This window comes from Mycobacterium sp. 360MFTsu5.1, assembly GCF_000383495.1.
Lineage (GTDB): Bacteria > Actinomycetota > Actinomycetes > Mycobacteriales > Mycobacteriaceae > Mycobacterium > Mycobacterium mucogenicum_B.
Genome location: NZ_KB911466.1, coordinates 438,241 through 462,866, shown reverse-complemented (window position 1 = coordinate 462,866; position 24,626 = coordinate 438,241). Strand labels below are relative to the sequence as shown.

Genomic DNA, 24,626 nt, shown 5'->3' with positions numbered 1-24,626 from the left:
AGGATCGCGAATAGTTCACCGCGATGTCCGCACCGCGTCAGGCATCGGCGGCAGGTAGCTGACGGCGTTGCCGCCGCCGCGCTTGGCCACGAACATCGCCTCGTCGGCACGGGCGACCAGATCGCCGAGCAGTTCCGCGTGGTCACACCCGGATTCGGCGAAGTGCGTGATCGCCGCGGCGGTGATCCCGATGCTCGCCGTGATCGGCGCGTGGTCGTCGCGGCCGCACAACGCGACCCGAATCCGGTCGGCCACGGCCACCCAGTCCCCCGGCTGCAGGACGTCGACGACGACGAACTCCTCACCCCCGACGCGCGCCACGAGCGCGCCGCCGTGCACGACGGACTCCAGTCGCCGGGCGCAGCGGACCAGCACCTCGTCGCCGACACTGTGGCCGAATCGGTCGTTGACGATTTTGAACCGGTCGAGGTCGATCACGATGACCACGACGTCGGCCGCGCGCTTGCGGTGGCCACGCAACAGGTCGTCGATGTGGAGATTGAGGCCGCGACGGTTCAGCAATCCGGTCAGCGGGTCGTTCGAGGCCTCGTTGGCTTCGTTGCGCAGGGCCCAGATACCGAAGTGAGCGGCGATCGGCGCCACCGCGAGTGCCCCGCCGGACAACAGCTTCACGAACGCCAGCACCGGATCGCCGCCGCCGATGATCGCGATCTCGACGGACATTGCCGCGATCGACGACACCGCCCAGAAACTGTGCACGGCAAGAGCTTTCGGCCCATCGAAGAAGATGATGTAGAACGACACCAGCAGCAGCGCACTCAGCCCGAACATGCCGGACAGCACCTTCTGATTGAGCAGGGTGACCACGGTGACGCCGACGTCGACGTTGATGAGAAACGCGTGCGACAGCCGGTACGACGGCCACGGCCGCAGCCACCACACCCAGCTCCACACGTACATCGCCGTGATGAACACGATGGACACGACCCGCACGGCCGTACCCGCGGGCGCGTCACCGGACCACTGGGAAATCATGACGATCAGACCGACCATGCCGACCCCGAGCCCGACGAGGAACTGGATCAGCCCGGTCAGCGACCGCTTCGCGAAGTACTCGACCTGCGCCTCGTAGTCGGTCGGCGTGTGCCACCATTCGCGGACCATTCGGACCGTCGCGTGACGCGCAGCAGCATCCAGCAACAATCCACGGCCCTCACAATGGACACCTTCGGCTGACCCTCAACCCGCACGCAACCACTTTCCACAGCTAATATTTCAGCAGAATATCCAGATGTGGTTGACCTGCGATTTCCCATGCTAGAGCACGGGCATGGTTCATGCCAGCGAACGAGCCGACGCGGAGCTACTCGACGGTGACCGACTTCGCCAGGTTCCGGGGCTTGTCCACGTCGTATCCGCGCTCGCGGGCCACCGACGCGGCAAACACCTGCAGCGGGATGGTCGACAGCAAGGGCTGGAACAGCGTCGAGGTCGTCGGCAGCTCGAAGATGTAGTCCGCGTACGGGCGCACCGTCTCGTCGCCTTCCTCGGCGATGACGATGGTGACCGCACCACGGGCCTGAATCTCGCGGATGTTGCTCAGCAGCTTGGCGTGCAGCATCGACGAGCCCTTGGGCGACGGCATCACCACGATCACCGGCAGATCGTCGTCGATCAGCGCGATGGGACCGTGCTTGAGCTCGCCGGCGGCAAAGCCCTCGGCATGCATGTACGCCAGCTCCTTGAGCTTGAGCGCACCCTCGAGCGCGACCGGGTAGCCCACATGCCGTCCCAGGAACAGCACCGTCGGCGACTGCGCGAACTGCTTGCCTAGAACCGCGATCGGGTCCAGCCGCTCGAGCACCTGCTCGACCAACGCAGGCATGGCCTCCAGCTCGCGGTACTCGCGGGCGACCTCGTCCGGGTACTTGGTACCGCGCGCCTGCGCCAACGCCAGGCCCACCAGGTAGTTGGCGGCCACCTGGGCCAGGAACGTCTTGGTCGCGGCGACACCGATCTCCGGCCCGGCCCGGGTGTAGAGCACGGCGTCGGCCTCGCGCGGAATCTGCGAGCCGTTGGTGTTGCAGATGGCGAGCACCTTGGCCTTCTGGCCCTTGGCGTGCCGGACGGCCTCCAGGGTGTCGGCGGTCTCGCCGGACTGCGAGATGGCGATCACCAGCGTGCTGCGGTCCAGCACCGGGTCGCGGTACCGGAACTCGCTGGCCAGCTCGACCTCGACCGGCAGCCGGGTCCAGTGCTCGATGGCGTACTTGGCGAGCAGGCCGGAGTGGTACGCGGTACCGCAGGCGACGATGAAGACCTTGTCGACGTCACGCAACTCCTGGTCGGAGAGCCGCTGCTCGTCGAGCACGATCTTGCCGTCGACGAAGTGGCCGAGCAGCGTGTCGGAGACGGCCGCGGGCTGCTCGGCGATCTCCTTGTACATGAAGTAGTCGTAGCCACCCTTTTCGGCGGCCGACAGGTCCCAGTCGATGTGGAACGGGCGCGCCCGATCGGACGCGTCGTTGCCGTCGAAGTCCAGTACCTGGTAGCCGTCCGCGGTGATCACCACGGCCTGGTCCTGTCCGAGCTCGACGGCGTCGCGGGTGTACTCGATGAAGGCCGCGACGTCGGAGCCGACGAACATCTCGCCGTCGCCGACCCCGACCACCAGCGGCGTGGACCGGCGGGCCGCAATGATGGTGCCCGGGTCGTCGGCGTTGCTGAACACCAGCGTGAAGTGGCCCTCCAACCGGCGCAGCACCGCCAGCACCGACGCGACGAAGTCGCCGGCCGTCGGCCCGTTGCGGTAGGCCTGCGCCACCAGGTGGACGGCCACCTCGGAGTCGGTGTCGCTCTGGAACTCGACGCCGGCGGCCTCCAGCTCGGCGCGCAGCCCGGCGAAGTTCTCGATGATGCCGTTGTGGACCACCGCGAGCTTGCCGCTGGCATCGCTGTGCGGATGCGCGTTGCGGTCGGTGGGACGCCCGTGGGTCGCCCAGCGGGTGTGCCCCATGCCGGTGGTGCCTTCGAGCTCAGCGGCATCGGTTTCGGCCAGCGCCTCTTCGAGATTGGCCAGTCGGCCGGCGCGCCGCCGGATGGTCAGACCCCCGTGGCCATCGGCCAGAGCGACACCGGACGAGTCGTAGCCGCGGTATTCCATCCGTCTCAGCGCGTCGACCACGATGTCGCGGGCCGGCCGTTGCCCGACATAGCCGACGATTCCACACATGGTTATCCAGGGTAGTGCAGCCGCCCGGGTGCCGGACCGTGCATGCGTGACGCGCAAACCATGGCCACTGCGCTAACGTCATCGCGTGGCCAAGACGAAGAAGCTGTTCGGCGCCCTGACGCGCCGCGGCCCGCACCGCGTTCTGCGCGGTGACCTGGGTTTTGCCGGCCTGCCGGGCACCGTCTACACCCCCGAGTCGGGGCTGAATCTGCCCGGCGTGGCATTCGGCCACGACTGGTTGCAGGGTGTCGGACGTTACAACGGCACGCTCGAGCATCTGGCGTCCTGGGGCATCGTCGCGGCCGCGCCCGACACCGAGACCGGCATCGCGCCGTCGGTGCTGAACCTGGCGTACGACCTGGGCACCACCCTCGACATCATCACCGGAGTCCGGCTCGGCCCCGGCAAGATCAGCGTGCACCCGACCAAGCTGGGCCTGGTCGGGCACGGTTTCGGAGCATCGGCCGCGATCTTCACCGCCGCAGGCCTGGGCTCGTCGGCCAACCCGCTGAAGGCGGTGGCCGCGGTGTTCCCGACCGCGAGCAAGCCCGACGCCGACCAGCCCGCAGCCGGCCTGCGGGTTCCCGGCCTGATCCTCAACGCGCCAGGCGCTGACCTGACCATCCAGTCCAACGCCACCGAGCTGGCCGCCGCGTGGCGGACGGCGACGGTGCGGACCGTCGCCAAGGCCGTCCCCGGCGGACTGGCCGAAGGCTTCCGGCTGTCCAAACTCGTCGGGATGCCCGGCGCGGATCGCCGCACCCAGAAGACGGTGCGCGCCCTGCTGACCGGTTACCTGCTGTTCCAGCTGACCGGCGACAAGGCCTACAAGGATTTCGCCGACGCTGACGTGGTGCTGCCGAAGACCGTCGCCGCCGATCCCGACGGCGAGAGCCCGGCGCTGGAAGACAAGGTCGCCGCGCTGCTGAAGGGCTAGTGGTTGCGCAGCGCGCTGATCAGGTCGTCCTTCTTCAGTGCCGAGTAACCCGTCAGACCCAGCTCTTTGGCGCGCTTCTTCAGGTCCTGCACCGTCCAGTCGTCGTAGGACCCGGACTTCCCGCCCTTGCGGCCGACGGAAGAACCGCCGCGGGCAGCCGCAGCATTCGAGATTCGCGCTGCCTTTTCTTTCGAGTCACCCTGCTTGCGCAGCTCTTCGTACATCTTCTCGTTCTTGATCGAGGAATTGGGCACGGCCATGGCTCCTTCGCTGTGAATCGCACAGGCAGAATGCCCTGACCGCACGCGATTGAAACGCCGCAACAGATTCACTCGCCCACTTGCGGCAACTCATCAGCCGCGATCTCACACGGCGTCTTGGCTGTCGGGTTCTCCTGTCCGGCAACAGGTTCCACGGGCAGCGAGACCGGTGCTGGTGGCGGGGTGGGTGCCGGAGGCGGAGTGGGTGCCGCTGTCACCTGCTGCGGGTCGACGGGAGGTTGCGCGGCTGCCGGTTCGCCCACGTCCGCGGCCATCTCGCCGGTGCTTCCGCCCTCGGTCTCGGCGTCCTCGTCGGCGTCCTCGTCGTCGTCATTGTCGTCAGCTTGGTCGTCGTCTTCGTCCGCATCGGAGGTCGCGTCGTCGTCCTTGTCGACCAACCCGAGGTCGTCGGCGAGCCCGTCGCTGACGTCGTCGAGCCCGGCCAGTCCCGACGCTCCGGGCGCCAGACCGGCCATGGAACCGAGCACTCCCCCGATGGCATCGGTCAGCTGCCGACCCAAACCGCCCACGCCCGAACCCAATCCGAAATCCCCGGACGAGCCGGCCGCCGGGGTTGCCGCAGCAGCGCCGAGCGCCGGTTCGGGAACTCCGGGCGCACCGGTCGACGGTGCCGGGGCCGATTCGGCAGGAACGGGCGGGGCCGACGGCGCTGCAACGGGTTCGGCCGGCACCGGCGGAGCCGCAGGAGCGGACGGAGCCGACGGCGCCCACCCCGCCGCGGTGCCCAACGTTGCGAAGGGCGCAGCCGCCGCGGCCTGATACGCCGGTGCGGCCGGCAACGCTGGCACGGGAGGCGGCCCCTGAGGCGCCCAGTCGGGCGTCAGCACGACGGGCACCGCGAACGATACTCCCGCCGGGGTGACTGCGGCGATGGCCGAATCGTAGGCCGCCGCAACGGCATCGGAGGCATCCTGCAGTGCGGGCAACAGGTCCCCCGCCACCGCGCGAAGGACGAAGGGCTTGATCTGCTGGTCGACGATCTCGCTGGCGGCCGACAGGTCGCCGGCCCCGGCGAGGACCGCGCGGGCTGCCGCGCTCCACTGGTCGCGGTGTCCGGCAGCCTGTGCATCGGCCCGCCACACCGCGTCGACCTTGGCGTCGACGGCGCGCCACAACTCGTCCCGCAGCGTCGTCAGCGCCCGCGCGCTGCGCTGCAGATGCGCGACCACATCCTCGGCCGCGACCGTCAGCGACCGCAGAAACTCTGCGGCGGCGTCCCCGCCGGTGCCCGACCACTGGGCCGTCAGCTCCCGATATCCGTTGCCCTGCAACCGCAGTGCGTCCTGCGCGACCACCACGGCGGCATCGAGTGAGCGGGCGTCCGCGGACAGCGCGTCGAGGTTGAGCCCGCTCTCGGCGCGATACAACTCGGCCAACGGCCCCGGAGACGGCAGGCCCAGCACCTGGCATGCCGCGACGTACTCGTCGAGGACCGTCAGCGCGTGGTCGCCGTCGGAGAGACGCCCGGCGACATCGAACGCGGCCGCCATCATCAGGCCAACCGGCCGGCGAGGTCGGTGTCAGCGTCCACGTAGCGCCCTGACGAAACCCGCAGCGTCGCTGCGGCTTCCGTCGACGCGGACGCCCACGCGCGAAGCTGTCCGGCCGATTGGTCCAGCGCGGCTCGCAAGGCGGCCGCGCTCGCGGCATGATCACGCCCGCCGCAGAACCCGTCGAAGTACCACCGCAACAGCGGCGCGACCGCGGTGCCGAGCATGTCGGCGACCGATTCGCACCGCTGCGCGATGTCCCGCACCGCGGCGAGGTCTATCCGAGCGACGTCACGTTCTCCCATGCCTTGCTATGACGCGCGGCGCGGCCGTTCGGTTCCATCGAAGCTGAAAATATCCTGTGGCCATCCGCCAAAACGTCCTTCGCGGACGGCTGTCGGCACTAGCCTGCAACGATGCAACCGCTGGTCTTCCTCGATACGGAGACCACCGGCCTACACGCCGACCGGCAACCCTGGGAAATCGCGATGCTGCGGCGCGACGACGCCGGTGAATCCCGCATCGTGCTGTACATCGATCTGGCCGACCTCGATCTCGACGCCGCCGAGCCCGCGGGCCTGCGGATCAGCCGGTTCTCCAGTCGCCATCCCCAGGTGGTGTACGGGCCCATTCACCTCCCGTCGGTGCACCGCGAACAGGAAGCCGCGGAAATCGTCCGCGAGTGGACCATGGACGCCACCATCGTCGGCGTCGTTCCCAGCTTCGATACCCAGTGTCTGTGCGCCATGCTGGCGCGTCATCAGCTGACACCGGGCTGGAGCCCCAAACTCGTCGACGTCATCTCCCTGGCCGCCCGATACGTTCTCGACTACGGGCGCACCCCGGAACGCGACTCGACACAACTGTCCCGGCAGTGCGGAGTCCGTCCGCCCGGCGCCGGCCTCCGGCACACCGCGCTCGGCGACGCACGTTGGGCGATGCGCTGGTACGACCAGCTGTCCCCCCGCCTGATGTCCCGACTCACCCAGTAGGACAAGCGAACTCAGCGCAATCCCGGATGCGTTCCCGACTGCCGTGCCCGCCGCTGTACCGCGGCGATCTCGCGCAGCCCGTCACCGAGCAGGCTCCGGTTGAGCGGGGACAGGTCGCCGACGGTGATCACGTCGTTCGGGGTGCGGCCGTCGGCGATCAGTTCGACCTGATGCGCCAACCGCATTCGTTGCAGCATGACGAAAACCTCTGTGAGAGTGTGCGCATCGCGTTCCGTCAGGGCTCCGGTACTGGCCGCCGCTGCCAGCCGGGCCGGCGTCGACGCCGACGTCATGTCGGCGGTCAGGCCACCCCACCGGGCCAGGTTGACGATCGGCGTCACCGCATGCGTCTTCAGGTCGAAGGTGCCGCCGCGCCGCGACAGCACGTCCCGCAGCGACCACGTGCGCACCTTGCCGGACAGCGCATCCAGCAGTTGCAGGCGCAGCGCGTTCGGATGTTCGTCACGCATCCGGTGGAACACCGTGGGCACGGTGTGCAGCGCCCGGTTTCCCCACACGACGCGACCGTCGATCAGCAGCGAGGACAGGATCAAACCCTTGCCGCGCAAGGGATCATCGAGCCAGCCCTCGGCGGCCTGCGCCCAGTCGGAGGCCGACCGCGCGAACGCCTTATGTGACGCGACGGCACCGTTGCTGTCGGCCGGCAGACCGCAACCGTCGAGGATCTCGTGCGTGCGGGCCGCGATGGCACGCAACTGTGCGCATTCGGCATCGCAGCTGTCGGCCCAGCTGAGTGCGCTGTCCACATCGGAGGACGGCATGGCCTCCCGGCGGGCGATACTGCCCAGCGTGAGCCACGCGAACTGGTCCTGCGTCGGGCCCGGGCCGGCTTCGGCCAGGGCGAGCTCCAATGCCTTGCGTACCAAAGCATCCAGCACGATCGATGAAATGCTGCTCGCGGCCGACGCTTTCGTGCCGGTGCGAAACAGCTCGACGGCGATCCGGGTCACCTCGCGGCCATGCCGCTGCAGCGCGGCAGCGTCGGGCGCCTGCGCGATGGCCCGGCGCAACACGAAGCTCTGGCGGGCCGACGCGGCCAGCAGGTCGACGTCCTCGAGGACGCCCAGCACTTCACCGCGGGGCGACAGCACCGGCATATGGCGCATGCCGCGCTCCAGCATTTCCAGCAGCACCGTCTCGGCGGTGCGGTCCGCGGTCACCGTCTGGGCGGGCCGACTCATGACCTCGGCGATCGGGACATCCACCGGTAGCCCCGCGGCGACGACGCGCGACCGGAGGTCACGGTCGGTGAAGATCCCGACACCGCCTTCGCGCAGCCGGATCAGCGCATAGGACACCCGCTGTTCGCTCATCTGCACCACGGCTTCGCGTACCGAGATCCCGGGCTCCACGATCAGCACGCTGCCGTGCACCAGATCGCCGACCGGCCGCGAATCGCTGCCCGCCACCAGCTGCGACTGCGACGCCGGCGTGGCGGACAACGCCAGGAAACGCAGCCCCGCCGGTTTGGCGAACTGCGTCCGCACCAGCTCACCGGGCAGGCGGACGACGGTGGTGGCTTCCGTTGTGCGAGCCAGGAATTCGATACCACCGCCGGTCAGCATCGGCACGTAGCCGAAGATTCCGCCGGGCTCGATGGTGTCGAACACCTGCCCGTCACCGACCTCCTGCAGGTTCACCGAGCCGGCCAGGACCATCCAGATGTCATCGGGGACATGGCGGGAGAAGTCCGCGATCACGGTCCCGGCGCCATGGTGCTCCAGCGACGAGGCGGCGACGAGGTCATTCAGTTCGGTGTCGCTGGCCGTCTGAAATGGCGGATGCGAACCGAGGAAGTTCACCAGCTCCGGAGAGGTCACCCCGCCATCGTGCCCTACTTCAGCCGTTGCGAATGAGGTCGGCGCATTTCTCGGCCATCGTCATCACCGTGATGTTGGGGTTGATCACCGGCAACTTCGGCATCGCCGAGGCGTCCACCACCCGCAGGTTGCGCACACCTTTGACGCGCAGCTGCGGGTCGAGCACCGCCATCGGATCGTCGACCGCACCCATCCGTGCGGTACCGGCCGGGTGGTAGACCGTGTTGTGCGTCTTGTAGATGTACGCGAGCAGCTCCTCGTCGGTCTGCACCTCGGGCCCCGGCGCAAGCTCACGACCGATCCACTCCTGCAGGGGCTCCTGCTCGGCGATCTTGCGCGCCAGCTTGATTCCGGCCAGCATCACCTTTTCGTCGTGCCCCTCGGGGTCGGTGAAATAGCGCGGGTCGACCTTGGCCCGGTCCCGGAAATCGCGGGATGCCAACCGCACGGTCCCGCGCGAACGGCCTTGCGTCACATTGGGAGTCAGGCAGAACCCGTTGTCGGTGGTGGGGTACCCGTGCCGCAGCGTGTTCATGTCGAACGGGACGCTGCCGTAATGCATCATCAGGTCGGAGTGATCGGGATTGTCACCGGCGACCTCGGTGGTCGCGAACAGCCCGATCTCCCACCACTGTGTGGACTCGGTGACCATCGGCTTCGCTGCTTCCCAGAACACCAGGCCCTCGACGTGGTCGTCGAGGTTCTCGCCGACGCCGGGTGAGTCGACCCGCACCGGCACCCCGACCTGGTTCAGGTGGTCGGCCGGCCCGATTCCGGACAGCATCAGCAGTTTCGGGGTGTCGATGGCGCCGGCCGTGACGACCACCTCGCGTGTCGCGGTGACGACGTCGTAGCCCGTGAGGTCCGGACGCTGGTACCGCACACCCGTGGCCACCGGCTCGTCGCCGGAGTCGTCGAACAGAATCTCGGCCACCCAGCAGTTGGTCAGCACCGTGAGATTGGGCCGCGACTCGAGGATCGGGTGCAGATACGCGTGCGAGCTGGACATCCGCTCGCCGGCCTCATTGGCGTTGATCTGCAGCCAGCCCGCCGCGTTCAGGGTCCAGTCGCCGCGGTTGAACTGCACGGTCTCCAGACCGACCTTGGCCGCGGAGTCGATCACCGCCTGGCCGCACGGATCGTTCGGCGGCACGTCGCGCAGCCGCACCGGGCCCGAATCACCGTGCGGCACGCCCTGATACGTGCCGGTGGCAGTGTTGTTCTCGACCTTGGCGGTGAACGGCAGCACGTCCTCCGGGCCCCACCCGGTCGCGCCCATGGCCACCCAGTCCCGCAGGCCCTGCGCGAGCGGCCAGAACGCGATACAGGAATTGTGCGACGAACACCCACCGAGCACCTTCGCCCGCGCGTGCCGCATGAAGCTGTTGCCCTTCTCCTGCGGCTCCACCGGGTAATCCCAGTCGTAGCCGGAATCCAGCAGGTGCATCCACTCCGACAACTCGAGGATGTTGCGGTCACCCACATCCGACGGCCCGGCCTCCACCAGACAGACGGTGACGTTCGGGTCCTCGGACAGCCGCGCCGCGAGAACACAGCCGGCGGTGCCGCCCCCGGCGATCACATAGTCGTAGGTCTGATCGGACATTGTGCAATCTCCTTGAAAAGTGTTATGGCAGACGACGAATCGGGCTAATAGACGCTGTCGACCTGATCGGGTACGGGTGCGCCGCCGGGACCGAGCACCGGCCCCTTGGATCCGTCGGCGTTGGTGTAGGCGCTCGCACACTGATACGGCGCGTGCTGGGGCAGCGGAGCGATGAACATCGCGTTGACGGCCCAGGTGCCCCCGCGGCTGAACAATCCGTTGTAGGCCCGGCACATCAGTTCGGGCTTGTTCCGGTTGATGACCAATGACGCCGCGGTGGCATCGCCCACGAACGTCACGTCAGTGACCGAATCGCCTGCCGCGAGCACCTGCCGCCGGTCAGCCGGGAGCTGATCGAAGGCCGCCGGCCCGGAAACGCCGAAGATGGCCTGGTTGGCCCAGCAGCGCTTGCCGTCGATGTAGGTGATCACCGAATCGTCGCCGTCGGGCACGCCACCGCATCCCACCAGATGCGCGGTCTGCTTGCCTGCCGCGTCGTACACGCTGCGCACGCCGACGACGTGGGCGGCGTCGATCCCCACCTCTGGTGCCCAGACCTTCACGATCGGTTCCGGTGACGCCGAAACCACCCACGTGTCGATGCCGTTCGCCTGCAGTGTGCCGATCAGATCTTTGATCTGCGGATAGACGCGGATGTAGCCGTCGACATCCTTGGTGCCGATCTTCTGGGTGGCACCCTCGGGCGCATTGAGGTTCTGCTCCTTCATCTTCTGCGCGAAACCGCCGAGTTCATCGTTGCTGTAGCCGGCGGACAGTGCCGCGCCCCAGGCGTACGCACCCGTCATCCGCCGTTCGTCGAAGCCAGCGAAAGCGGGCTCACCGCTGGTGGTTTCGTCCTCGAGGACCGAAAGAATCTCATCGGCGCATCTGGTGTTGGTACTCGTCGGCAACGGCTTGCCTGCCGGGACGTCGGTGCCGCAGGCGACCCGTAGCGCGGTGGCAGCGGCATCGGTCAGGTATCGACTGGTCTGGTGCCAGTCCTGGTTCGGCGGTTGCAGAATCAGGTCATGGGCCAGCATGTAGAAGTTGGTGCCGTACCCGATGTCGTTCTTGACGACGGTGTTGTCCCAGTCGAAGATCGCCACCTTGCGCGCCCGGTCGCGTACGGCGCAGGTGCTGTTGGCGTCGATGGCCTTCTGCAGAAACTCCCGCACCCCTTCGTGCCAGCTCAGCGATGCGTCGAGCTGACGGCAATTCGATTGCGCTGCAGTCGCCTTCGAAGGGGGTGTGGATTCCGCCTGCCGGTCACCCGAGCCGCACCCCGCGACCACGCCACCGAGCAGGATGGCTGCCGCAGCCAAGGTTCTGCCGGCCCGGATCATTTCTCGCTGTCCGCCGCATGGGAGGCCAGCGTGCCAATGTGGTTGCGGCCCTTGACGAAATACCAGAGTAGGCCGAGCCCGAGGATGACGCCGATGTAGACGAACGCGCCCCAGGTGTTGTACCACGGGTCACCGTAGATGGCGACGCGCGGCCAGGCCAGGTTGATGGCCATCCCGACGCCCCACAGCACCGCGAAGATGTTGACCGGCAGGCCCCACTTGCCCATGGTGAAGTAGCCGCCCTCAGCGAGGTCTTTCGGCGGCCACTCCCCCCGCAGGCGCTTCTTGAGCAGCGGGCCGGTGACCATCAGGTAGGCCAGGTAGATCATGATGATCGCGATCGAGGTCAGCACCGTGAAAACCTTTGGCTGTCCGAGGTTGATCACGAGGATCAGCGCCGCGATGATGCCGATCACGACGGCAGGCACGACGGGCGCCTGGGTCTTGGGGTGCACCTTGGCGAGCTTCTCGCCGAACGGCAGCGCGTTGTCGCGGGCCATCGCGAACGTCAACCGGATCGCCGCGGTGTGCACGGCCAGCGAGCACACCGTCACCGCGACCACGATGCAGATCAGGAAGATGGTGCCCAACGGGCCCCACATCACCTTCTCGACGATGGACTGCAGGCTGCCGTCGGGGCTGCCCAGCGCCGGGTCCTTGAGGTCCGGCGTGGCCATGATGGCGCCCGCCAGGATGGCGCCGCCGATGACGAACGACGCCAGGATGGCGCGCAGGATGGCCTTGGGCGCGGTGCGCCGCGGTTCGACCGTTTCCTCGCCGAGCGAGCTTGCCGTGTCGAAGCCATACATCACGTACAGCGATGCCACCGATGCCACCAGGAACGCACCGAAATATCCGCCGGGCAGTCCCGCGCCGTGGCCCTGGGTGTCGAAGAAGACACTCGGCCCGCGCTTGATGTTGAACAGCAGGATGACCGCAATGAGCACGGCCGCAATGAGTTCGATGAAGACACCGGCGCTGTTGATCATCGCCATCAGTCGCACGCCGAAGGCATTGACGACGGTGGTGAACACGATGAGGACGGTGCCGAGCAGGATGGCGTTGGCGGCGAAATCGTACTGACCGGTGCCGTCACCGATCACCTGGAAACCCTTCCAGAGCCGTGGCAGGTTCAGCTGTAGGGCCAACACCACCGCCGACAGCGTGACGATGGAGGCCGTGAGCATCAGCCACCCCGAACTCCAGCCGACGATGCGGCTGCCCAGCTTCTTCGACCAGTTGTAGACGGAACCCGCGACCGGATACTTGGCGGCGAGTTCCATGAAACACAGCGCCACCGCCATCTGCCCGATGAATACCATCGGCCAGGACCAGAGATACGCCGGCCCGCCGTTGCCGTAGCCGACGTAGAACAGCTGGAAGGTACCGGTCAGGATCGAGATATAGCTGACCCCGGCCGCGAAGCTCGCGAATTTTCCGATGCTGCGGTCCAGCGATTCCTTGTAGCCGAAATCCTCGAGTCCGCCGCTGTCCGTATCAGTGAGGTTCTGAGTCATGAAGTTGTGTCCCTAGCCTTCGGTGGCGTCAAACCAGCCGGCCGGCGTTGGCGCGGTGTTGTGCCAGATATGTTTGAGCTCTTGATATTCCGCGAGACCCGAGGGACCGAGCTCGCGGCCGTTGCCCGACTTCCCGAAACCGCCCCACTCCGCTGCCGCGGTGTAGTAGCCGAAGTCGTTCAACCACACCGTGCCGTGCCGCAATGCGCGCACCACACGTTCGCCCCGCGCTGGATCGGAAGTTCGCACTCCCGCCGCGAGACCGTACTGCGTGTCGTTGCCGAGCATGATCGCCTCGGCCTCGTCTGTGAACCGCTCCACTGTCATGATCGGCCCGAAGGTCTCCTCCGTGACGATCCGCATCGAGCGGTCGCAACGGTCGAAGATCGTCGGCAGGAAGAAGTAGCCGTCCGCCAGCGCCGGATCGCTGGGCCGGGTACCACCGGTGATGAGCTTCGCACCCTCGGAAATACCCAGGGCCACAAAAGATTCGATCTTGTCGAGCTGCTGCTTGGACACCAGCGGGCCGGTCTCGCTACGCGGGTCGGTACCGTCGCCCATCCGGATCTTCTCGGCGCGCTCGGCGAGCTGAGCGACGAAATCGTCGGCGATCGACTCCTCGACGATCACCCGCGTACCTGACGAACAGACCTGACCCGAGTGCAGGAACACGCCGGTGAGGACCTGGTCCACCGAGCTTTCCCAGTCTGCGTCGGCGAACACGATGTGCGGGTTCTTCCCGCCGAGTTCCAGCGCCACCTTGGTCACGTGCTCAGCAGCGGTCCTGGCGATGTGCTGGCCGGTGCTCAGCCCACCGGTGAACGAGATGAGGTCGACGTCGGGGTTGTCGGTCAGTGCCGCACCCACGGCGGCCCCACTGCCCTGGATCAGGTTGAGCACGCCCGCCGGCACTCCCGCCTCCTGGGCCAGCCGGACGAAGGCGATGGTCGAAAGCGGTGTCACCTCACTGGGTTTGGCCACCATGGTGCAACCGGCCGCCAGGGCCGGCGCGATCTTCCAGGAGATCTGCAGGAGCGGGTAGTTCCATGGGGCGATCAGTACGCACACCCCGATGGGCTCGTGCACCACCCGGCTGATGACGTTCGGGGCACCCACGTCGACCAGTCGGTCCGACTGCGTCGCCACCAGCCGCGCGTAGTAGCGGAAAACCGAGATCACGTCGTCGATGTCGATCCGGCTCTCCGCCAAGGTTTTTCCGGTGTCGGCGGTCTCCAGTGCCGCCAGCGACTCCTTGTCGCGGGCCAGCAGGTCGGCGATGCGCTCGAGCAGCGCGGCCCGCTCGGCGACCGGTGTGGCCGGCCAGTCACCGGCGTCGAAGGCGGCGCGGGCCGCGGCGACAGCCGCCAGCGCGTCGTCGTGCGTGGCCTCGTCCACCGTGGCGAAAACCTTGCCCGTTGCGGGATTGATGATCTCCCGGACACCGCCGTCGGCGGCATGCCGCCACTGCGATCCGATCAGCAGATCAGGTACACCGTCCACGTTGCCTCCTCGACTAACCATCACCAAACGTCCCGAACTGCATCACCAGTTGTGGTGGTGTCCCGATCCACCAAGGCCGCCTCTCCAGCCGGCCCGGCGGACCGGGACACCGCGCCGACTCCGCGAGTATTCGACGCCCGGCCGGTTGCCGGGAGCCGAATGCCCACATCAGTCGGCGAGCTTGTTGCGTAACCAGTCATGGAAGTCGCCGAGGTGGTGTTCGCTGGGCACCAACACCCCGCCGTCGCGGTAGACGCGGGAACTCATGGCGGGCTGGCAGCGCTCGCACGCGTCGAAGTCCTGCTGGTTGACCCGGTGGAACAGCTCCACCGACTTGCTCACGTCGCGCCCGGATTCGACCACGCCGGGCAGGTACAGCCAGTCGCATTCGACAATGGTGTGGTCGGCCGCCATCGGGAACATCCGATGGATGATGACGTGGTCGGGCACCAGGTTGACGAACACCTGCGGACGTACCGTGATCGCGTAGTAACGCCGGTCCTGGTCCGCGGTGACGCCGGGGATGTGCTCGAAACCCTCTGAGCCATCGATGGTGAAGCCCGCGACGTCTTCGCCGAACTCCGCGCCGTGGCCGACGTAGTACTGGGCGGCGTAGCCGTCGGCGAACTCCGGCAGCACCTCGGTCAGTTCGGGGTGGATGGTGGCGCAGTGGTAGCACTCCATGAAGTTCTCGATGATGAGCTTCCAGTTCGCCTTGACGTCGTAGACGATGCGGCGACCGAGGCTCAGATCGGCCACCGTGTAGTGGTCTATCGATTCGACGTCACCGAGCCGGGCGACGATGTCCTGCATGACGGTGTCCTCGAACGACGGCGGCTCGTCGGCCAGGCATACCCAGACGTAGCCGAGCCACTCCCGGACGGCAATCTTGCGCAGGCCGTATTCGACGCGGTCGATATCGGGCATCTTGGTCAGGTTCGGCGCCGCGACGAGCTTGCCGTCGAGATCGTAAGTCCATGCGTGATAAGGACATTGGAACGCACGCTTGACCTCGCCGCTGTCCTCGGTGCACAGCCGTGCGCCGCGGTGCCGGCACAGGTTGAAGAACGCGTTGATGTCACCTTTGCGTGACCTGGTCACCAGAACGCTTTCGCGACCGACCTGGACGGTCTTGAATGCCCCCGGTTTGTCCAGATCCGCGGCGCGCGCAACGCAGAACCACATGGTCTCGAAGATCTTCTCCTGCTCGAGGGCGAAGACCTCCGGATCGGTGTAGTAATGCCCTGCCAGAGTGGAAATGAGGCTTTCCGGCAGGCTCGGCACGGTGGCGGTCATCGAACTCCTTTGCGATGTCATGTCGTGAGTTTTATTGGGGTGCAAGAACTTCGGCCTAGACCGCGGTGGGCGTCGGGACCAGCTGGCGGCGCCACCGGGTGAAGAGCCGGGGCTGGTCGATACCGAGGACCGCCACCAGACGGCCGTCGCGCCGATAGGTGGCCAGCAGGCAACGCTCCTCGCAGCTGCCCTCCTCGATGGTGATCTCGTCATCGGGACGGGCGACGCCGGCGAACTGAATGCGGGAGCCGTATTGGTCGGACCAGAAATACGGCGGCTTCACCGTCGACTCCTGCCGCAGACCGCCCGCCAGCAGTGCGGCGACCGCCATGGCGGGGCGCTCCAATGCGCCGGTCCAGTGTTCGACCCGGTGGTGGGTGTCGGTGGCGGCGTCGAGCCATGCCGCGCAGTCCCCGACGGCGACGACGTTCGGGAGGGCCGTCTGCCCATGGGTGCCGCACAGCACGCCGTTGCCGAGCGCCAGTCCACTGCCCTGCAACCAGTCGATGTTGGGCACGCCGCCGATACCCACCACGACGACGTCGGCCGGCAGATGGCGGCCGTCGGTGAGGTCGACACCGGCCACCCGCCGCACGCCGCCCGGCGTGCGCAGTGCGCGCTCCTGCCCGACGAGACCGACCACGCCCACCCCGCAGATGAGCCTCGTTCCGTTGGCGGCATGGGCGCCGGCGACCACACCGCCGAGCCACCCGCCGAGCTGCATCTGCAGCGGCGTCGGGGCGGCTTCGACGACAGTGACGTCCAGGCCCAGCTTGCGGGCCGTCGACGCGACTTCGGCCCCGATGAACCCGGCGCCGATGACGACCAGCCGAGCGCCCGGCACCAGTTCGGCACGCAGCGCTACGGCGTCGTCGATGGTGCGGATGACGTGCACGCCGGCCATGCCCTCGCAGCCGGGCCAGCGGCGGGCGCGGGAGCCGGTCGCGATCACCACTCCGTCGGCGTCGATGCGCGTCCCGTCCGCGAGTTCGATTGCGCCACTACGGCTGTCGAGCTTGGCCGCGGCGACGCCCAGTCGCCAGTCCGCCTGCAGATCGTCGTCGTCGGATTCCAGCGCGAGATCGGCTTCGGAGACGGTGCCGCAGAGGAACTCCTTCGACAGCGGCGGGCGGTCGTAGGGCCGCTGCGCCTCGTCGCCGATGACCGTCAGCCGCCCGTCGAAGCCCTGTGCTCGCAGCGCCCGGGCCGCGGACAGGCCCGCGAGCGACGCTCCCACGATCGCGACGTGCTTCATTACTGACCCGCGCCCAGTCGAGCCCGGATGTCGGGCGGCAGGTTGGGTTTCTCGGTGCTCAGTTCGACGTGGATGACGCCGTCGGATATCACGACCGTGTGCGTGCGCACCGGCAGCTTGGCCGGCGGCGCGTCGACCGCGCCGGTGCGGAGGTTGAACCGCGAGGCGTGCAGCGGGCACTCGACATCGCACCCCTCCAGCCAGCCGTCGGCCAGGGACGCGTCCTGGTGCGAACAGGTGTCGTCGATGGCGAACACCTCGCCGTTCTCGGTGTGGAAGACCGCGATGGGCGGGTCGGTCTCCACTCGCCGGGCCTCGCCGGGCGGGAGTTCGGAGAGCGGACAAATCTCAAGCATCGGGTGTGCCCTCTCGGAGAGTTTGACGCGTATTACGCAACGTGATTCGAATTATGCAACAGTGTGGCCGCAGTCACAGGCCCGTGTCAAGGGCACGAACGCACCGTTTACACAGCTGGAACAACTGCCGCGATCGGCCTGAAAGCCCAGGTCAATCAGATTTGCGCCGAGCCGGCGCCTTGTTGCGCAGATGCGCAACCATGGGGTCCCGCGTCACGTCGAGATACAGCGACACACACATGCCGATCATCACGACGACGAACGGCGCGGCGACGATGATCGTCATCGTCTGCAGCCCGTTGAGCGCATCGTTGCCGCCGGCCCAGAGCATCAGTACGGCGACAGCACCCGTACTGAGCCCCCAGAACGCGACCGCCCACCGAGACGGGAAGAGCGACCCACCCTGTGACAGCGTGCCCATCACCATCGACGCGGCATCCGCACCCGAGACGAAGAAGATCGCCACGAGCGCCATGACCAACAGCGACGAGATGCCGGCCCACGGCAGATGGTCGAGCATGCCGAACAACGTCGACTCCGGTTCGCCCTTCCCGAAGATGTCGATGCCGTCGCGCTGCTGACCGATGCCGGCGCCGCCGAAGATGACGAACCAGATGAGGCTCACCGTCGTGGGCACCAGGATGACGCCGACGACGAACTGCTTGATGGTGCGGCCGCGACTGATCCGGGCCAGGAACATGCCGACGAAGGGGGTCCAGGAGATCCACCACGCCCAGTAGAAGATGGTCCACGACGACAACCACTTCTCGGTGTCGGGACCCGCCGCGGCCGATCGCGCCGACATGGAGGCCAGGTTGGCGGCGTAGTCACCGAGCGTCGTCGGCAACAGGTTCAGGATCAGCACCGTCGGCCCGAGCACGAAGACGAAGACCGCCAACACGAGCGCGAGCACCATGTTGATGTTCGACAGCCATTGGATACCGCGCGAAACGCCGGACACCGCCGAGGCGACGAACGCCAGCGTGAGGATCGCGACGACAGCGACCAACAGCAGGGTCCCGGCTTTCTCGACCCAGCCGATCACCTCGATGCCGGACCCGATCTGCAGCGCGCCCAGGCCCAGTGACGCCGCGGTGCCGAACATCGTCGCGAAGATCGCGAGGATGTCGATGAGCTTGCCGATGGGCCCCTCGACCCGCCCCCGGCCGAGCAACGAGATGAACGACGAACTGATGAGCTGCCGGCGACCTAGCCGATAGCTGCCGTACGCGATGGACAATCCGACGACGGCGTACATCGACCAGGGGTGAAAGCCCCAGTGGAACAGCGCGGTCGCCAATGCGGTGCCGGCCTTGGAGTCGGCCAGCCCCGGCGGCGGTTTCACGAAATGCGTCAGCGGTTCGGTGACGCCCCAGAAGATCAGGCCGATCCCCATGCCCGCGCTGAACATCATGGCGATCCAGCTGACGGTGTTGAACTCGGGTTTCTCGCCGTCCTGCCCGAGCGGTATCCGGCCGTACCGGCTCATCGCCAGCCACACCGCGAAGAGCACGAAACACGTCGCGGAGGTGATGAAGAGCCAGCCGAGGTTGGTCACGACCCAGTTCAGGATCACCGACATCCGGGACTGGAACGACGCCGGCCAGCCCAGGCCCCAGACCAGGATCGCGACGACGAGCGCGGCGCTGGTCCCGAACACGACCTTGTCGGTGACCGCGCGGCGGGCGCACATCGGCACGTCGAGCTCGTCGTCGTCGAGACCATCGGGGATCGGGATGCCGGGGCCAGGGAAGGTCTCCTGCAGCTTCGCCTTGATCTCGGCTTCCAGCGATCCTTGGTTTTGCGGTGTCATGTCGCGCTCCTGGGCCGGGCCACCGCCGACGCCATCCGCACCGTCTGCGCTGCGTGGCCGTCGACTTGAGGTTCGCCACCGGGCACGGGAATCACCGGTGGCGAACAGTTGATATATTAGATCGCAGTGATCTGATATGCAGACCGAATCGACAAATTTCCCGAAATGGGAAGGCGGCTGACCCGAGCGGTCAGCGCCGATAGCCCATGCGGCGGCTCACGTCGTCGGCCGCAGCGACCACCGTCGGCGCGATCTCCCGGACCCGCTCCACGGTGAGCCGATAGGCCGGGCCGGAGACGCTCAGCGCGGCGATCACCGCACCGAGGTGATCGCGAATCGGCGCGGCAACCGCGTTGAGCCCGTGCTCGAGCTCCTCCGACGTCACCACGTATCCATTGCGGGGCACGTCCTGCAACTGCGCTTCCAGTCGCTCGACCGACGTGATGGTGTGCTCGGTGAAGCGCTGCAGGCCGGCGACCTCCAACAGGTCCCGGCGGGCATCGGCAGCCATGAAGGCCAGCAATACCTTTCCGCTCGACGTCGCGTGCAACGGGGTGAGCTCCCCTACCCAGTTGTGCGTACTGACCGCCGAGGGCCCGCGCGCCTGGTCCACGTTCACCGCGTACTCCGCCCGCAGCACGGCGATGTTGACGGTCTCACCGACCTCGGCGGCCAGGCGCTCGCAGATCTCCCGGCCCTGCCGCGTGACGTCGAGCCGGCCCGACACCGCGTTGGCCAACCGCAGGATGCCGAAGCCGAGGCGATACTTGCCGCGCTCGAAAGCCTGCTCGACGAGTTCCCGGTCCTCGAGCGCCGCCAGCAGCCGGGAGACCGTGGATTTGTGCACCCCGATGTCCGACGCCAGCTCGGTGACTCCGGCTTCGCCCCGGCGCGCGAGGAGATCCAAGACCGCGAGCGCGCGGTCGACGGACTGCACGCCGCCGTTGCCGGAATCAACGCCGTTGTTGCTCATTACGCAACGATAACCACATCGTGATGCGCGTGGTCGCGTTCGTCAGGCGCGTCAGACGATTGCGCGGATCGCCTTCTCGAATCCGGTGACGTGGTCGAGCGCGATCTGCGCGGCGGCGTCGCCGTCGCCGCCGGCGATGGTCCGCAACAGCTCGGCGTGCTCACCCACGTGGCGGGCCACGGTCGGCAACCGATCGAGGAACAGGCAGAAGATCCGGGTCGCGAGATTGTCGTAGCGGACCAGCACGTCCTCGAGATGGGGGTTGCCGGCAGCCCGGTAGATCGCGCGGTGTGCGCGCAGGTCCCACCGCATGAGCTCGTCGCGGTGGATGCTCTGCACATCGAGCGCTTCGGTTTGGTCGGCGAGCGCGAGCAGGCCGGCCCGCACGTCGGCCGAGGCGTTCTCAGCGGCCGTGCGCGCGGCGACGGGCTCCAGATTCACCCGAATCTGCGAGATGTGCCGAAGGTCGGCGACATCGACACCCGTGGCAAAAGTGCCGCGGCGCGGGAACGAGACGACCAGCCGATCCGCTTCCAGGCGCTTGAGGGCCTCGCGGACGGGAGTACGGCCCAGCTCGAGTTCCGCGGCCAGCTCGTTCTCCACGATGGCCTCGTTGGGACGGATGTCCAGCATGATGAGCTTGTCGCGGATCACCAGGTACGCCCGGTCGGCGAACGACATCTCCTCGGAGACAACGTCATCGAGCTGTTCCACACCGGCAACGCTCACGCCCGCCCCGCCTTCCCGACGTCACCGACTTCATCGTCCGGCAACTGATCTGATCTGGTCAGGGCAATGATATATCAGAACGTGCGGTCGTCCGGCCCTCCCGATCGCGGCCCGTCGGCAAGGCGTGACGGCGGCGTCACAGCAACGCGCGAATGGCCGCCTCGAAGCTGCAGACGTGGGCCAGCGTCAGGGCGGAAGCCGTTGCCTCGTCGCCCGCGACGATGGCCTCCAGCAGCTCGATGTGCTCACGGACGTGGCCGGCGACGCCCGGCAGCCGGTCCAGGAACAAGCACCAGATCCGGGTGGCATGCGCGTCGAGACTGACGAGGATCTGTTCCAGGTGTGGGTTGCCCGAGGCCCGGTAGATCTCGCGGTGCACATGGACGTCGTGCCGCAGCACCTCGCGGGGATCGTCGGTGTCCTCGATCCCGGCGATCGCCCGCGCAAGCGCCGTCAGCCGCGCACGGGTCTCGGGCGTCGCGACGCGCGCGGCGCGCGCGGCCGCCGTCGGTTCGAGCAGCTTGCGAATCTCCGAGATGTCGGCCAGGTCCGTCATGTCGACGGCCGTGGCGAACGTGCCCCGCCGCGGGTAGGCGACGACGAGGCGGTCACGCTCGAGACGTTTGAGGGCCTCCCGCACGGGAGTGCGGCCGAAGCCGAGGTCAGCCGCGAGGTGGTCGTCGTTGATGGGCTCCCCCGGCCGGATGTCCAGCATCACCAGGCGTTCGCGCACGATGTCGTAGGCGCGGTCCGCGTTGGTCTCGGTGGTGGCCGTCCTGGTGTCGGGTTGAGTGCTGTCGAGATCGCCGAACGACAACTCTGTCAGGGTCATCGCCAATCCTCCAAAAGTGTCTGCGGCCCAGCTCTTGACGCGGCCACGAGCTGATCTTAATCTAACCGACAGCTGATATATTAGTCCAGCACACACTGCAATGTCAGAAAGGTGTACATGACCCTCGACACCGCACCGACAGCCACCAACCCCACGCTGAGCGCGAGCCTCGCCGAGCTGGATCCGGATGTGTACCGGGCCATCTCCGCCGAGTTGCACCGGCAACAGAGCACGCTGGAGATGATCGCCAGCGAGAACTTCGCGCCCGTCGCCGTGATGCAGGCGCAGGGCTCGGTGCTGACCAACAAGTACGCCGAGGGCTACCCGGGCCGCCGGTACTACGGCGGCTGCGAATTCGTCGACGTCACCGAACAACTCGCCATCGACCGCGTCAAGAGCCTCTTCGGCGCCGAATACGCCAACGTGCAACCACATTCGGGCGCGCAGGCCAACGCCGCGGCCATGTCGGCGCTGCTGTCCCCCGGCGACACCATCCTCGGTCTCGACCTGGCGCACGGCGGCCACCTCACGCACGGCATGAAGCTCAACTTCTCCGGCAAGCTGTACGACGTCGCCGCCTACCACGTCGGGGAAAGCGACCACCGGGTCGACATGGCCGAGGTCGAACGCATCGCCCTCGAGCGTCGGCCGAAGCTGATCCTGGCCGGCTGGTCCGCCTATCCCCGGCAGCTCGATTTCGCCGAATTCCGGCGCATCGCAGACGAAGTCGGCGCGTACCTGATGGTCGACATGGCTCACTTCGCGGGCCTGGTCGCGGCCGGACTGCACCCGTCGCCGGTGCCGCACGCGCACGTCGTCACCTCGACCACGCACAAGACGCTGGGCGGCCCCCGCGGTGGCATCATCCTCACCAACGACGAAGCCCTGGCCAAGAAGTTCAACTCGTCGGTGTTCCCCGGTCAGCAGGGCGGGCCGCTCGAGCACGTCATCGCCGCCAAAGCCGTGTCGTTCAAACTCGCGGCCGCGCCGGAATTCCGCGAGCGGCAGCAGCGCACCCTGGACGGCGCGGCGATCCTGGCCGAGCGCCTGCTGCAAGAGGATTCCCGCGCGGCGGGCATCAACGTGGTCTCCGGTGGCACCGACGTCCACCTGGTGCTGGTCGACCTGCGGGAGTCCGAACTGGACGGCAAACAGGCCGAGGACCGGCTGCACCGCGTGGGAATCACCGTGAACCGCAACGCCGTTCCGTTCGACCCGCGTCCGCCCATGGTCAGCTCGGGCGTGCGCATCGGGACCGCGGCGCTGGCGACTCGCGGCTTCGATCTGGACAGCTTCCGCGAAGTCGCCGACGTCATCAGCCATGCGCTGCGCCCCGACGCCGACGACGCGGCCCTGGCCGCGCTGCGCGCCCGAGTGGACGTGCTGGCCGACCGCTTCCCGCTGTACCCCGACCTCACGGAGGCCCCGCTGTGACCGCACCGACGACCCCACCGGGCGCGCACTTGCCCGACCACCCGGAATTCCTCTGGCGCACACCGGAACCCAAGAAGTCGTACGACGTCGTCATCGTCGGCGGCGGCGGGCACGGCCTGGCGACCGCGCACTACCTGGCCAAGAACCACGGCATCACGAATGTCGCGGTGCTGGAACGCGGCTGGCTGGCCGGCGGCAACATGGCCCGCAACACCACGCTGATCCGCTCCAACTACCTGTGGGACGAGAGCGCCCGGATCTACGAGCACGCCCTCAAACTGTGGGAGGGACTGGAAGAGGACCTGGACTACCCGATCCTGTTCAGCCAGCGCGGTGTACTCAACCTGGCGCACAGCCTGCAGGACGTCCGCGACAGTGTGCGGCGCGTCGAGGCCAACAAACTCAACGGCATCGACGCCGAGTGGGTGGAACCCAAAGAGGTCAAGGACCTGTGCCCGATCGTCAACATTTCCAGTGACATTCGCTATCCGGTGCTGGGTGCCACCTATCAGCCCCGGGCCGGCATCGCCAAGCACGACTACGTCGCCTGGGGCTTCGCGCGCCGCGCCGACGAGGCCGGCATCGACATCATCCAGAACTGCGAGGTCACCGGATTCGTCACCGACGGCGACCGCGTCACCGGGGTGCGCACCACGCGCGGCGACATCGGGGCCGGCCAGGTCGCGCTGTGCGCGGCCGGTCACACGTCGACGCTGACCGACATGCTCGGCATCCGCACGCCGCTGCAGAGCCACCCGCTGCAGGCGCTGGTGTCCGAACTGCTCGAGCCGGTGCATCCCACCATCGTGATGTCGAACGCGGTGCACGTGTACGTATCTCAGGCCCACAAGGGCGAACTCGTGATGGGCGCCGGCGTCGACTCCTACAACGGCTACGGCCAGCGCGGCGCGTTCCACATCATCGAACGCCAGATGGCCGCCGCGGTGGAGCTGTTCCCGGTCTTCGCCCGCGCGCACCTGCTGCGTACCTGGGCGGGCATCGTCGACGTCTGCCCCGACGCGTCACCGATCGTCGGCCGCGTCGGCTACGACAACCTGTACCTCAACGCGGGTTGGGGCACAGGCGGTTTCAAGGTGACGCCCGGCATCGGCTGGTGCCTCGCCGACACCATCGCCACCGGCCGCGAACACGAGTACGTCGCCCCCTTCAGCCTCGACCGGTTCGTCACCGGAGCCCTCGTCGACGAACACGGCGCCGCCGGCGTGGCGCACTAGAAC

General features: G+C 67.5%; 21 protein-coding genes. 4 read left to right on the top strand and 17 right to left on the bottom strand.

Annotated features, from left to right (window positions below):
- Nucleotides 1–15: 15 nt before the first annotated feature.
- Together H289_RS30540 and glmS are read right to left on the bottom strand one after the other, a co-directional pair.
- Complete coding sequence (locus H289_RS30540; protein WP_020101525.1) at nt 16–1,125, bottom strand: GGDEF domain-containing protein; 1,110 nt, start codon at nt 1,123–1,125, stop codon at nt 16–18.
- Nucleotides 1,126–1,324: 199 nt separating this feature from the next.
- Nucleotides 1,325–3,193 carry a glutamine--fructose-6-phosphate transaminase (isomerizing) gene (gene glmS, locus H289_RS0114530; protein WP_020101524.1) on the bottom strand — a complete coding sequence of 623 codons (1,869 nt, stop codon included), beginning with the start codon at nt 3,191–3,193 and terminating at the stop codon, nt 1,325–1,327.
- An 85-nt stretch (nt 3,194–3,278) separates the two neighbouring features.
- Between glmS and H289_RS0114525 the strand changes: the two genes are divergently transcribed.
- The gene (locus H289_RS0114525) at nt 3,279–4,130 is read left to right on the top strand and encodes a dienelactone hydrolase family protein (RefSeq protein ID WP_020101523.1); all 852 of its coding nucleotides are present in this window, start codon (nt 3,279–3,281) and stop codon (nt 4,128–4,130) included.
- On the opposite strand, the gene H289_RS0114520 is transcribed toward H289_RS0114525, so the two are convergent.
- From H289_RS0114520 to H289_RS0114510, 3 genes are all read right to left on the bottom strand, one after another.
- Entirely contained in the window at nt 4,127–4,384 is a 258-nt protein-coding gene (locus H289_RS0114520) for a DUF7218 family protein (protein ID WP_029105241.1), read from the bottom strand. The two genes, H289_RS0114525 and H289_RS0114520, sit on opposite strands and share 4 nt — an antisense overlap.
- A gap of 74 nt (nt 4,385–4,458) precedes the next feature.
- Complete coding sequence (locus H289_RS33035; protein ID WP_020101521.1) at nt 4,459–5,904, bottom strand: hypothetical protein; 1,446 nt, start codon at nt 5,902–5,904, stop codon at nt 4,459–4,461.
- Nucleotides 5,904–6,206, bottom strand: a complete 303-nt coding sequence (locus H289_RS0114510) for a type VII secretion target (protein WP_020101520.1) — start codon at nt 6,204–6,206, stop codon at nt 5,904–5,906. The genes H289_RS33035 and H289_RS0114510 overlap by 1 nt, the downstream gene beginning before the upstream one ends.
- 111 nt (nt 6,207–6,317) lie before the next feature.
- Between H289_RS0114510 and H289_RS0114505 the strand changes: the two genes are divergently transcribed.
- The gene (locus tag H289_RS0114505) at nt 6,318–6,893 is read left to right on the top strand and encodes a 3'-5' exonuclease family protein (protein ID WP_020101519.1); all 576 of its coding nucleotides are present in this window, start codon (nt 6,318–6,320) and stop codon (nt 6,891–6,893) included.
- Between the two features lie 11 nt (nt 6,894–6,904).
- On the opposite strand, the gene H289_RS0114500 is transcribed toward H289_RS0114505, so the two are convergent.
- The 12 genes from H289_RS0114500 to H289_RS0114445 form a co-directional block, all read right to left on the bottom strand.
- The gene (locus tag H289_RS0114500; protein ID WP_020101518.1) at nt 6,905–8,734 is read right to left on the bottom strand and encodes a putative nucleotidyltransferase substrate binding domain-containing protein; all 1,830 of its coding nucleotides are present in this window, start codon (nt 8,732–8,734) and stop codon (nt 6,905–6,907) included.
- A gap of 19 nt (nt 8,735–8,753) precedes the next feature.
- Nucleotides 8,754–10,340, bottom strand: a complete 1,587-nt coding sequence (locus H289_RS0114495; protein WP_020101517.1) for a GMC family oxidoreductase — start codon at nt 10,338–10,340, stop codon at nt 8,754–8,756.
- Nucleotides 10,341–10,384: 44 nt separating this feature from the next.
- Nucleotides 10,385–11,683, bottom strand: a complete 1,299-nt coding sequence (locus H289_RS0114490; RefSeq protein WP_020101516.1) for a haloacid dehalogenase-like hydrolase — start codon at nt 11,681–11,683, stop codon at nt 10,385–10,387.
- Nucleotides 11,680–13,200 (bottom strand): APC family permease, encoded by a 1,521-nt coding sequence (locus H289_RS0114485; protein ID WP_020101515.1) that lies wholly within the window; start codon nt 13,198–13,200, stop codon nt 11,680–11,682. Before H289_RS0114485 ends, H289_RS0114490 begins: the two co-directional genes overlap by 4 nt.
- A 12-nt stretch (nt 13,201–13,212) precedes the next feature.
- On the bottom strand, nt 13,213–14,700 hold the full coding sequence (locus H289_RS0114480) for an aldehyde dehydrogenase family protein (RefSeq protein ID WP_020101514.1): 1,488 nt from the start codon (nt 14,698–14,700) through the stop codon (nt 13,213–13,215).
- Between the two features lie 168 nt (nt 14,701–14,868).
- Entirely contained in the window at nt 14,869–15,996 is a 1,128-nt protein-coding gene (locus tag H289_RS0114475; protein ID WP_020101513.1) for an aromatic ring-hydroxylating oxygenase subunit alpha, read from the bottom strand.
- Between the two features lie 55 nt (nt 15,997–16,051).
- The gene (locus H289_RS0114470; protein WP_020101512.1) at nt 16,052–17,251 is read right to left on the bottom strand and encodes an NAD(P)/FAD-dependent oxidoreductase; all 1,200 of its coding nucleotides are present in this window, start codon (nt 17,249–17,251) and stop codon (nt 16,052–16,054) included.
- Entirely contained in the window at nt 17,251–17,607 is a 357-nt protein-coding gene (locus tag H289_RS0114465) for a bifunctional 3-phenylpropionate/cinnamic acid dioxygenase ferredoxin subunit (protein ID WP_029105239.1), read from the bottom strand. Before H289_RS0114465 ends, H289_RS0114470 begins: the two co-directional genes overlap by 1 nt.
- Before the next feature lie 151 nt (nt 17,608–17,758).
- Complete coding sequence (locus tag H289_RS0114460) at nt 17,759–19,300, bottom strand: BCCT family transporter (protein WP_051128501.1); 1,542 nt, start codon at nt 19,298–19,300, stop codon at nt 17,759–17,761.
- A gap of 310 nt (nt 19,301–19,610) precedes the next feature.
- The gene (locus H289_RS0114455; protein WP_020101509.1) at nt 19,611–20,393 is read right to left on the bottom strand and encodes an IclR family transcriptional regulator; all 783 of its coding nucleotides are present in this window, start codon (nt 20,391–20,393) and stop codon (nt 19,611–19,613) included.
- 51 nt (nt 20,394–20,444) lie between these two features.
- Nucleotides 20,445–21,074 carry a GntR family transcriptional regulator gene (locus H289_RS0114450; protein WP_051128500.1) on the bottom strand — a complete coding sequence of 210 codons (630 nt, stop codon included), beginning with the start codon at nt 21,072–21,074 and terminating at the stop codon, nt 20,445–20,447.
- 184 nt (nt 21,075–21,258) lie between these two features.
- Entirely contained in the window at nt 21,259–21,954 is a 696-nt protein-coding gene (locus H289_RS0114445) for a GntR family transcriptional regulator (RefSeq protein ID WP_020101507.1), read from the bottom strand.
- A 117-nt stretch (nt 21,955–22,071) separates the two neighbouring features.
- Here H289_RS0114445 and glyA point away from each other — a divergent pair, with 117 nt between their 5' ends.
- Together glyA and H289_RS0114435 are read left to right on the top strand one after the other, a co-directional pair.
- The gene (gene glyA / locus H289_RS0114440) at nt 22,072–23,388 is read left to right on the top strand and encodes a serine hydroxymethyltransferase (RefSeq protein WP_029105238.1); all 1,317 of its coding nucleotides are present in this window, start codon (nt 22,072–22,074) and stop codon (nt 23,386–23,388) included.
- Nucleotides 23,385–24,623, top strand: coding sequence for a sarcosine oxidase subunit beta family protein (locus tag H289_RS0114435; RefSeq protein WP_020101505.1), 1,239 nt, complete (start codon nt 23,385–23,387; stop codon nt 24,621–24,623). Before glyA ends, H289_RS0114435 begins: the two co-directional genes overlap by 4 nt.
- Nucleotides 24,624–24,626: the final 3 nt, after the last annotated feature.

Excerpts from the sequence above, each read along its gene's own strand:
- glmS (WP_020101524.1), bottom strand. The coding sequence starts at position 3,193 with ATGTGTGGAATCGTCGGCTATGTCGGGCAACGGCCGGCCCGCGACATC.
- H289_RS33035 (WP_020101521.1), bottom strand. The coding sequence starts at position 5,904 with ATGATGGCGGCCGCGTTCGATGTCGCCGGGCGTCTCTCCGACGGCGAC.
- H289_RS0114450 (WP_051128500.1), bottom strand. The coding sequence starts at position 21,074 with ATGTCGTTCGCCGACCGGGCGTACCTGGTGATCCGCGACAAGCTCATC.
- H289_RS0114445 (WP_020101507.1), bottom strand. The coding sequence starts at position 21,954 with ATGACCCTGACAGAGTTGTCGTTCGGCGATCTCGACAGCACTCAACCC.
- glyA (WP_029105238.1), top strand. The coding sequence starts at position 22,072 with ATGACCCTCGACACCGCACCGACAGCCACCAACCCCACGCTGAGCGCG.
- H289_RS0114485 (WP_020101515.1), bottom strand. The coding sequence starts at position 13,200 with ATGACTCAGAACCTCACTGATACGGACAGCGGCGGACTCGAGGATTTC.
- H289_RS0114510 (WP_020101520.1), bottom strand. The coding sequence starts at position 6,206 with ATGGGAGAACGTGACGTCGCTCGGATAGACCTCGCCGCGGTGCGGGAC.
- H289_RS0114490 (WP_020101516.1), bottom strand. The coding sequence starts at position 11,683 with ATGATCCGGGCCGGCAGAACCTTGGCTGCGGCAGCCATCCTGCTCGGT.
- H289_RS0114475 (WP_020101513.1), bottom strand. The coding sequence starts at position 15,996 with ATGACCGCCACCGTGCCGAGCCTGCCGGAAAGCCTCATTTCCACTCTG.
- H289_RS0114465 (WP_029105239.1), bottom strand. The coding sequence starts at position 17,607 with ATGCTTGAGATTTGTCCGCTCTCCGAACTCCCGCCCGGCGAGGCCCGG.
- H289_RS30540 (WP_020101525.1), bottom strand. The coding sequence starts at position 1,125 with ATGGTCCGCGAATGGTGGCACACGCCGACCGACTACGAGGCGCAGGTC.
- H289_RS0114455 (WP_020101509.1), bottom strand. The coding sequence starts at position 20,393 with ATGAGCAACAACGGCGTTGATTCCGGCAACGGCGGCGTGCAGTCCGTC.
- H289_RS0114505 (WP_020101519.1), top strand. The coding sequence starts at position 6,318 with ATGCAACCGCTGGTCTTCCTCGATACGGAGACCACCGGCCTACACGCC.
- H289_RS0114470 (WP_020101512.1), bottom strand. The coding sequence starts at position 17,251 with ATGAAGCACGTCGCGATCGTGGGAGCGTCGCTCGCGGGCCTGTCCGCG.
- H289_RS0114460 (WP_051128501.1), bottom strand. The coding sequence starts at position 19,300 with ATGTGCGCCCGCCGCGCGGTCACCGACAAGGTCGTGTTCGGGACCAGC.
- H289_RS0114495 (WP_020101517.1), bottom strand. The coding sequence starts at position 10,340 with ATGTCCGATCAGACCTACGACTATGTGATCGCCGGGGGCGGCACCGCC.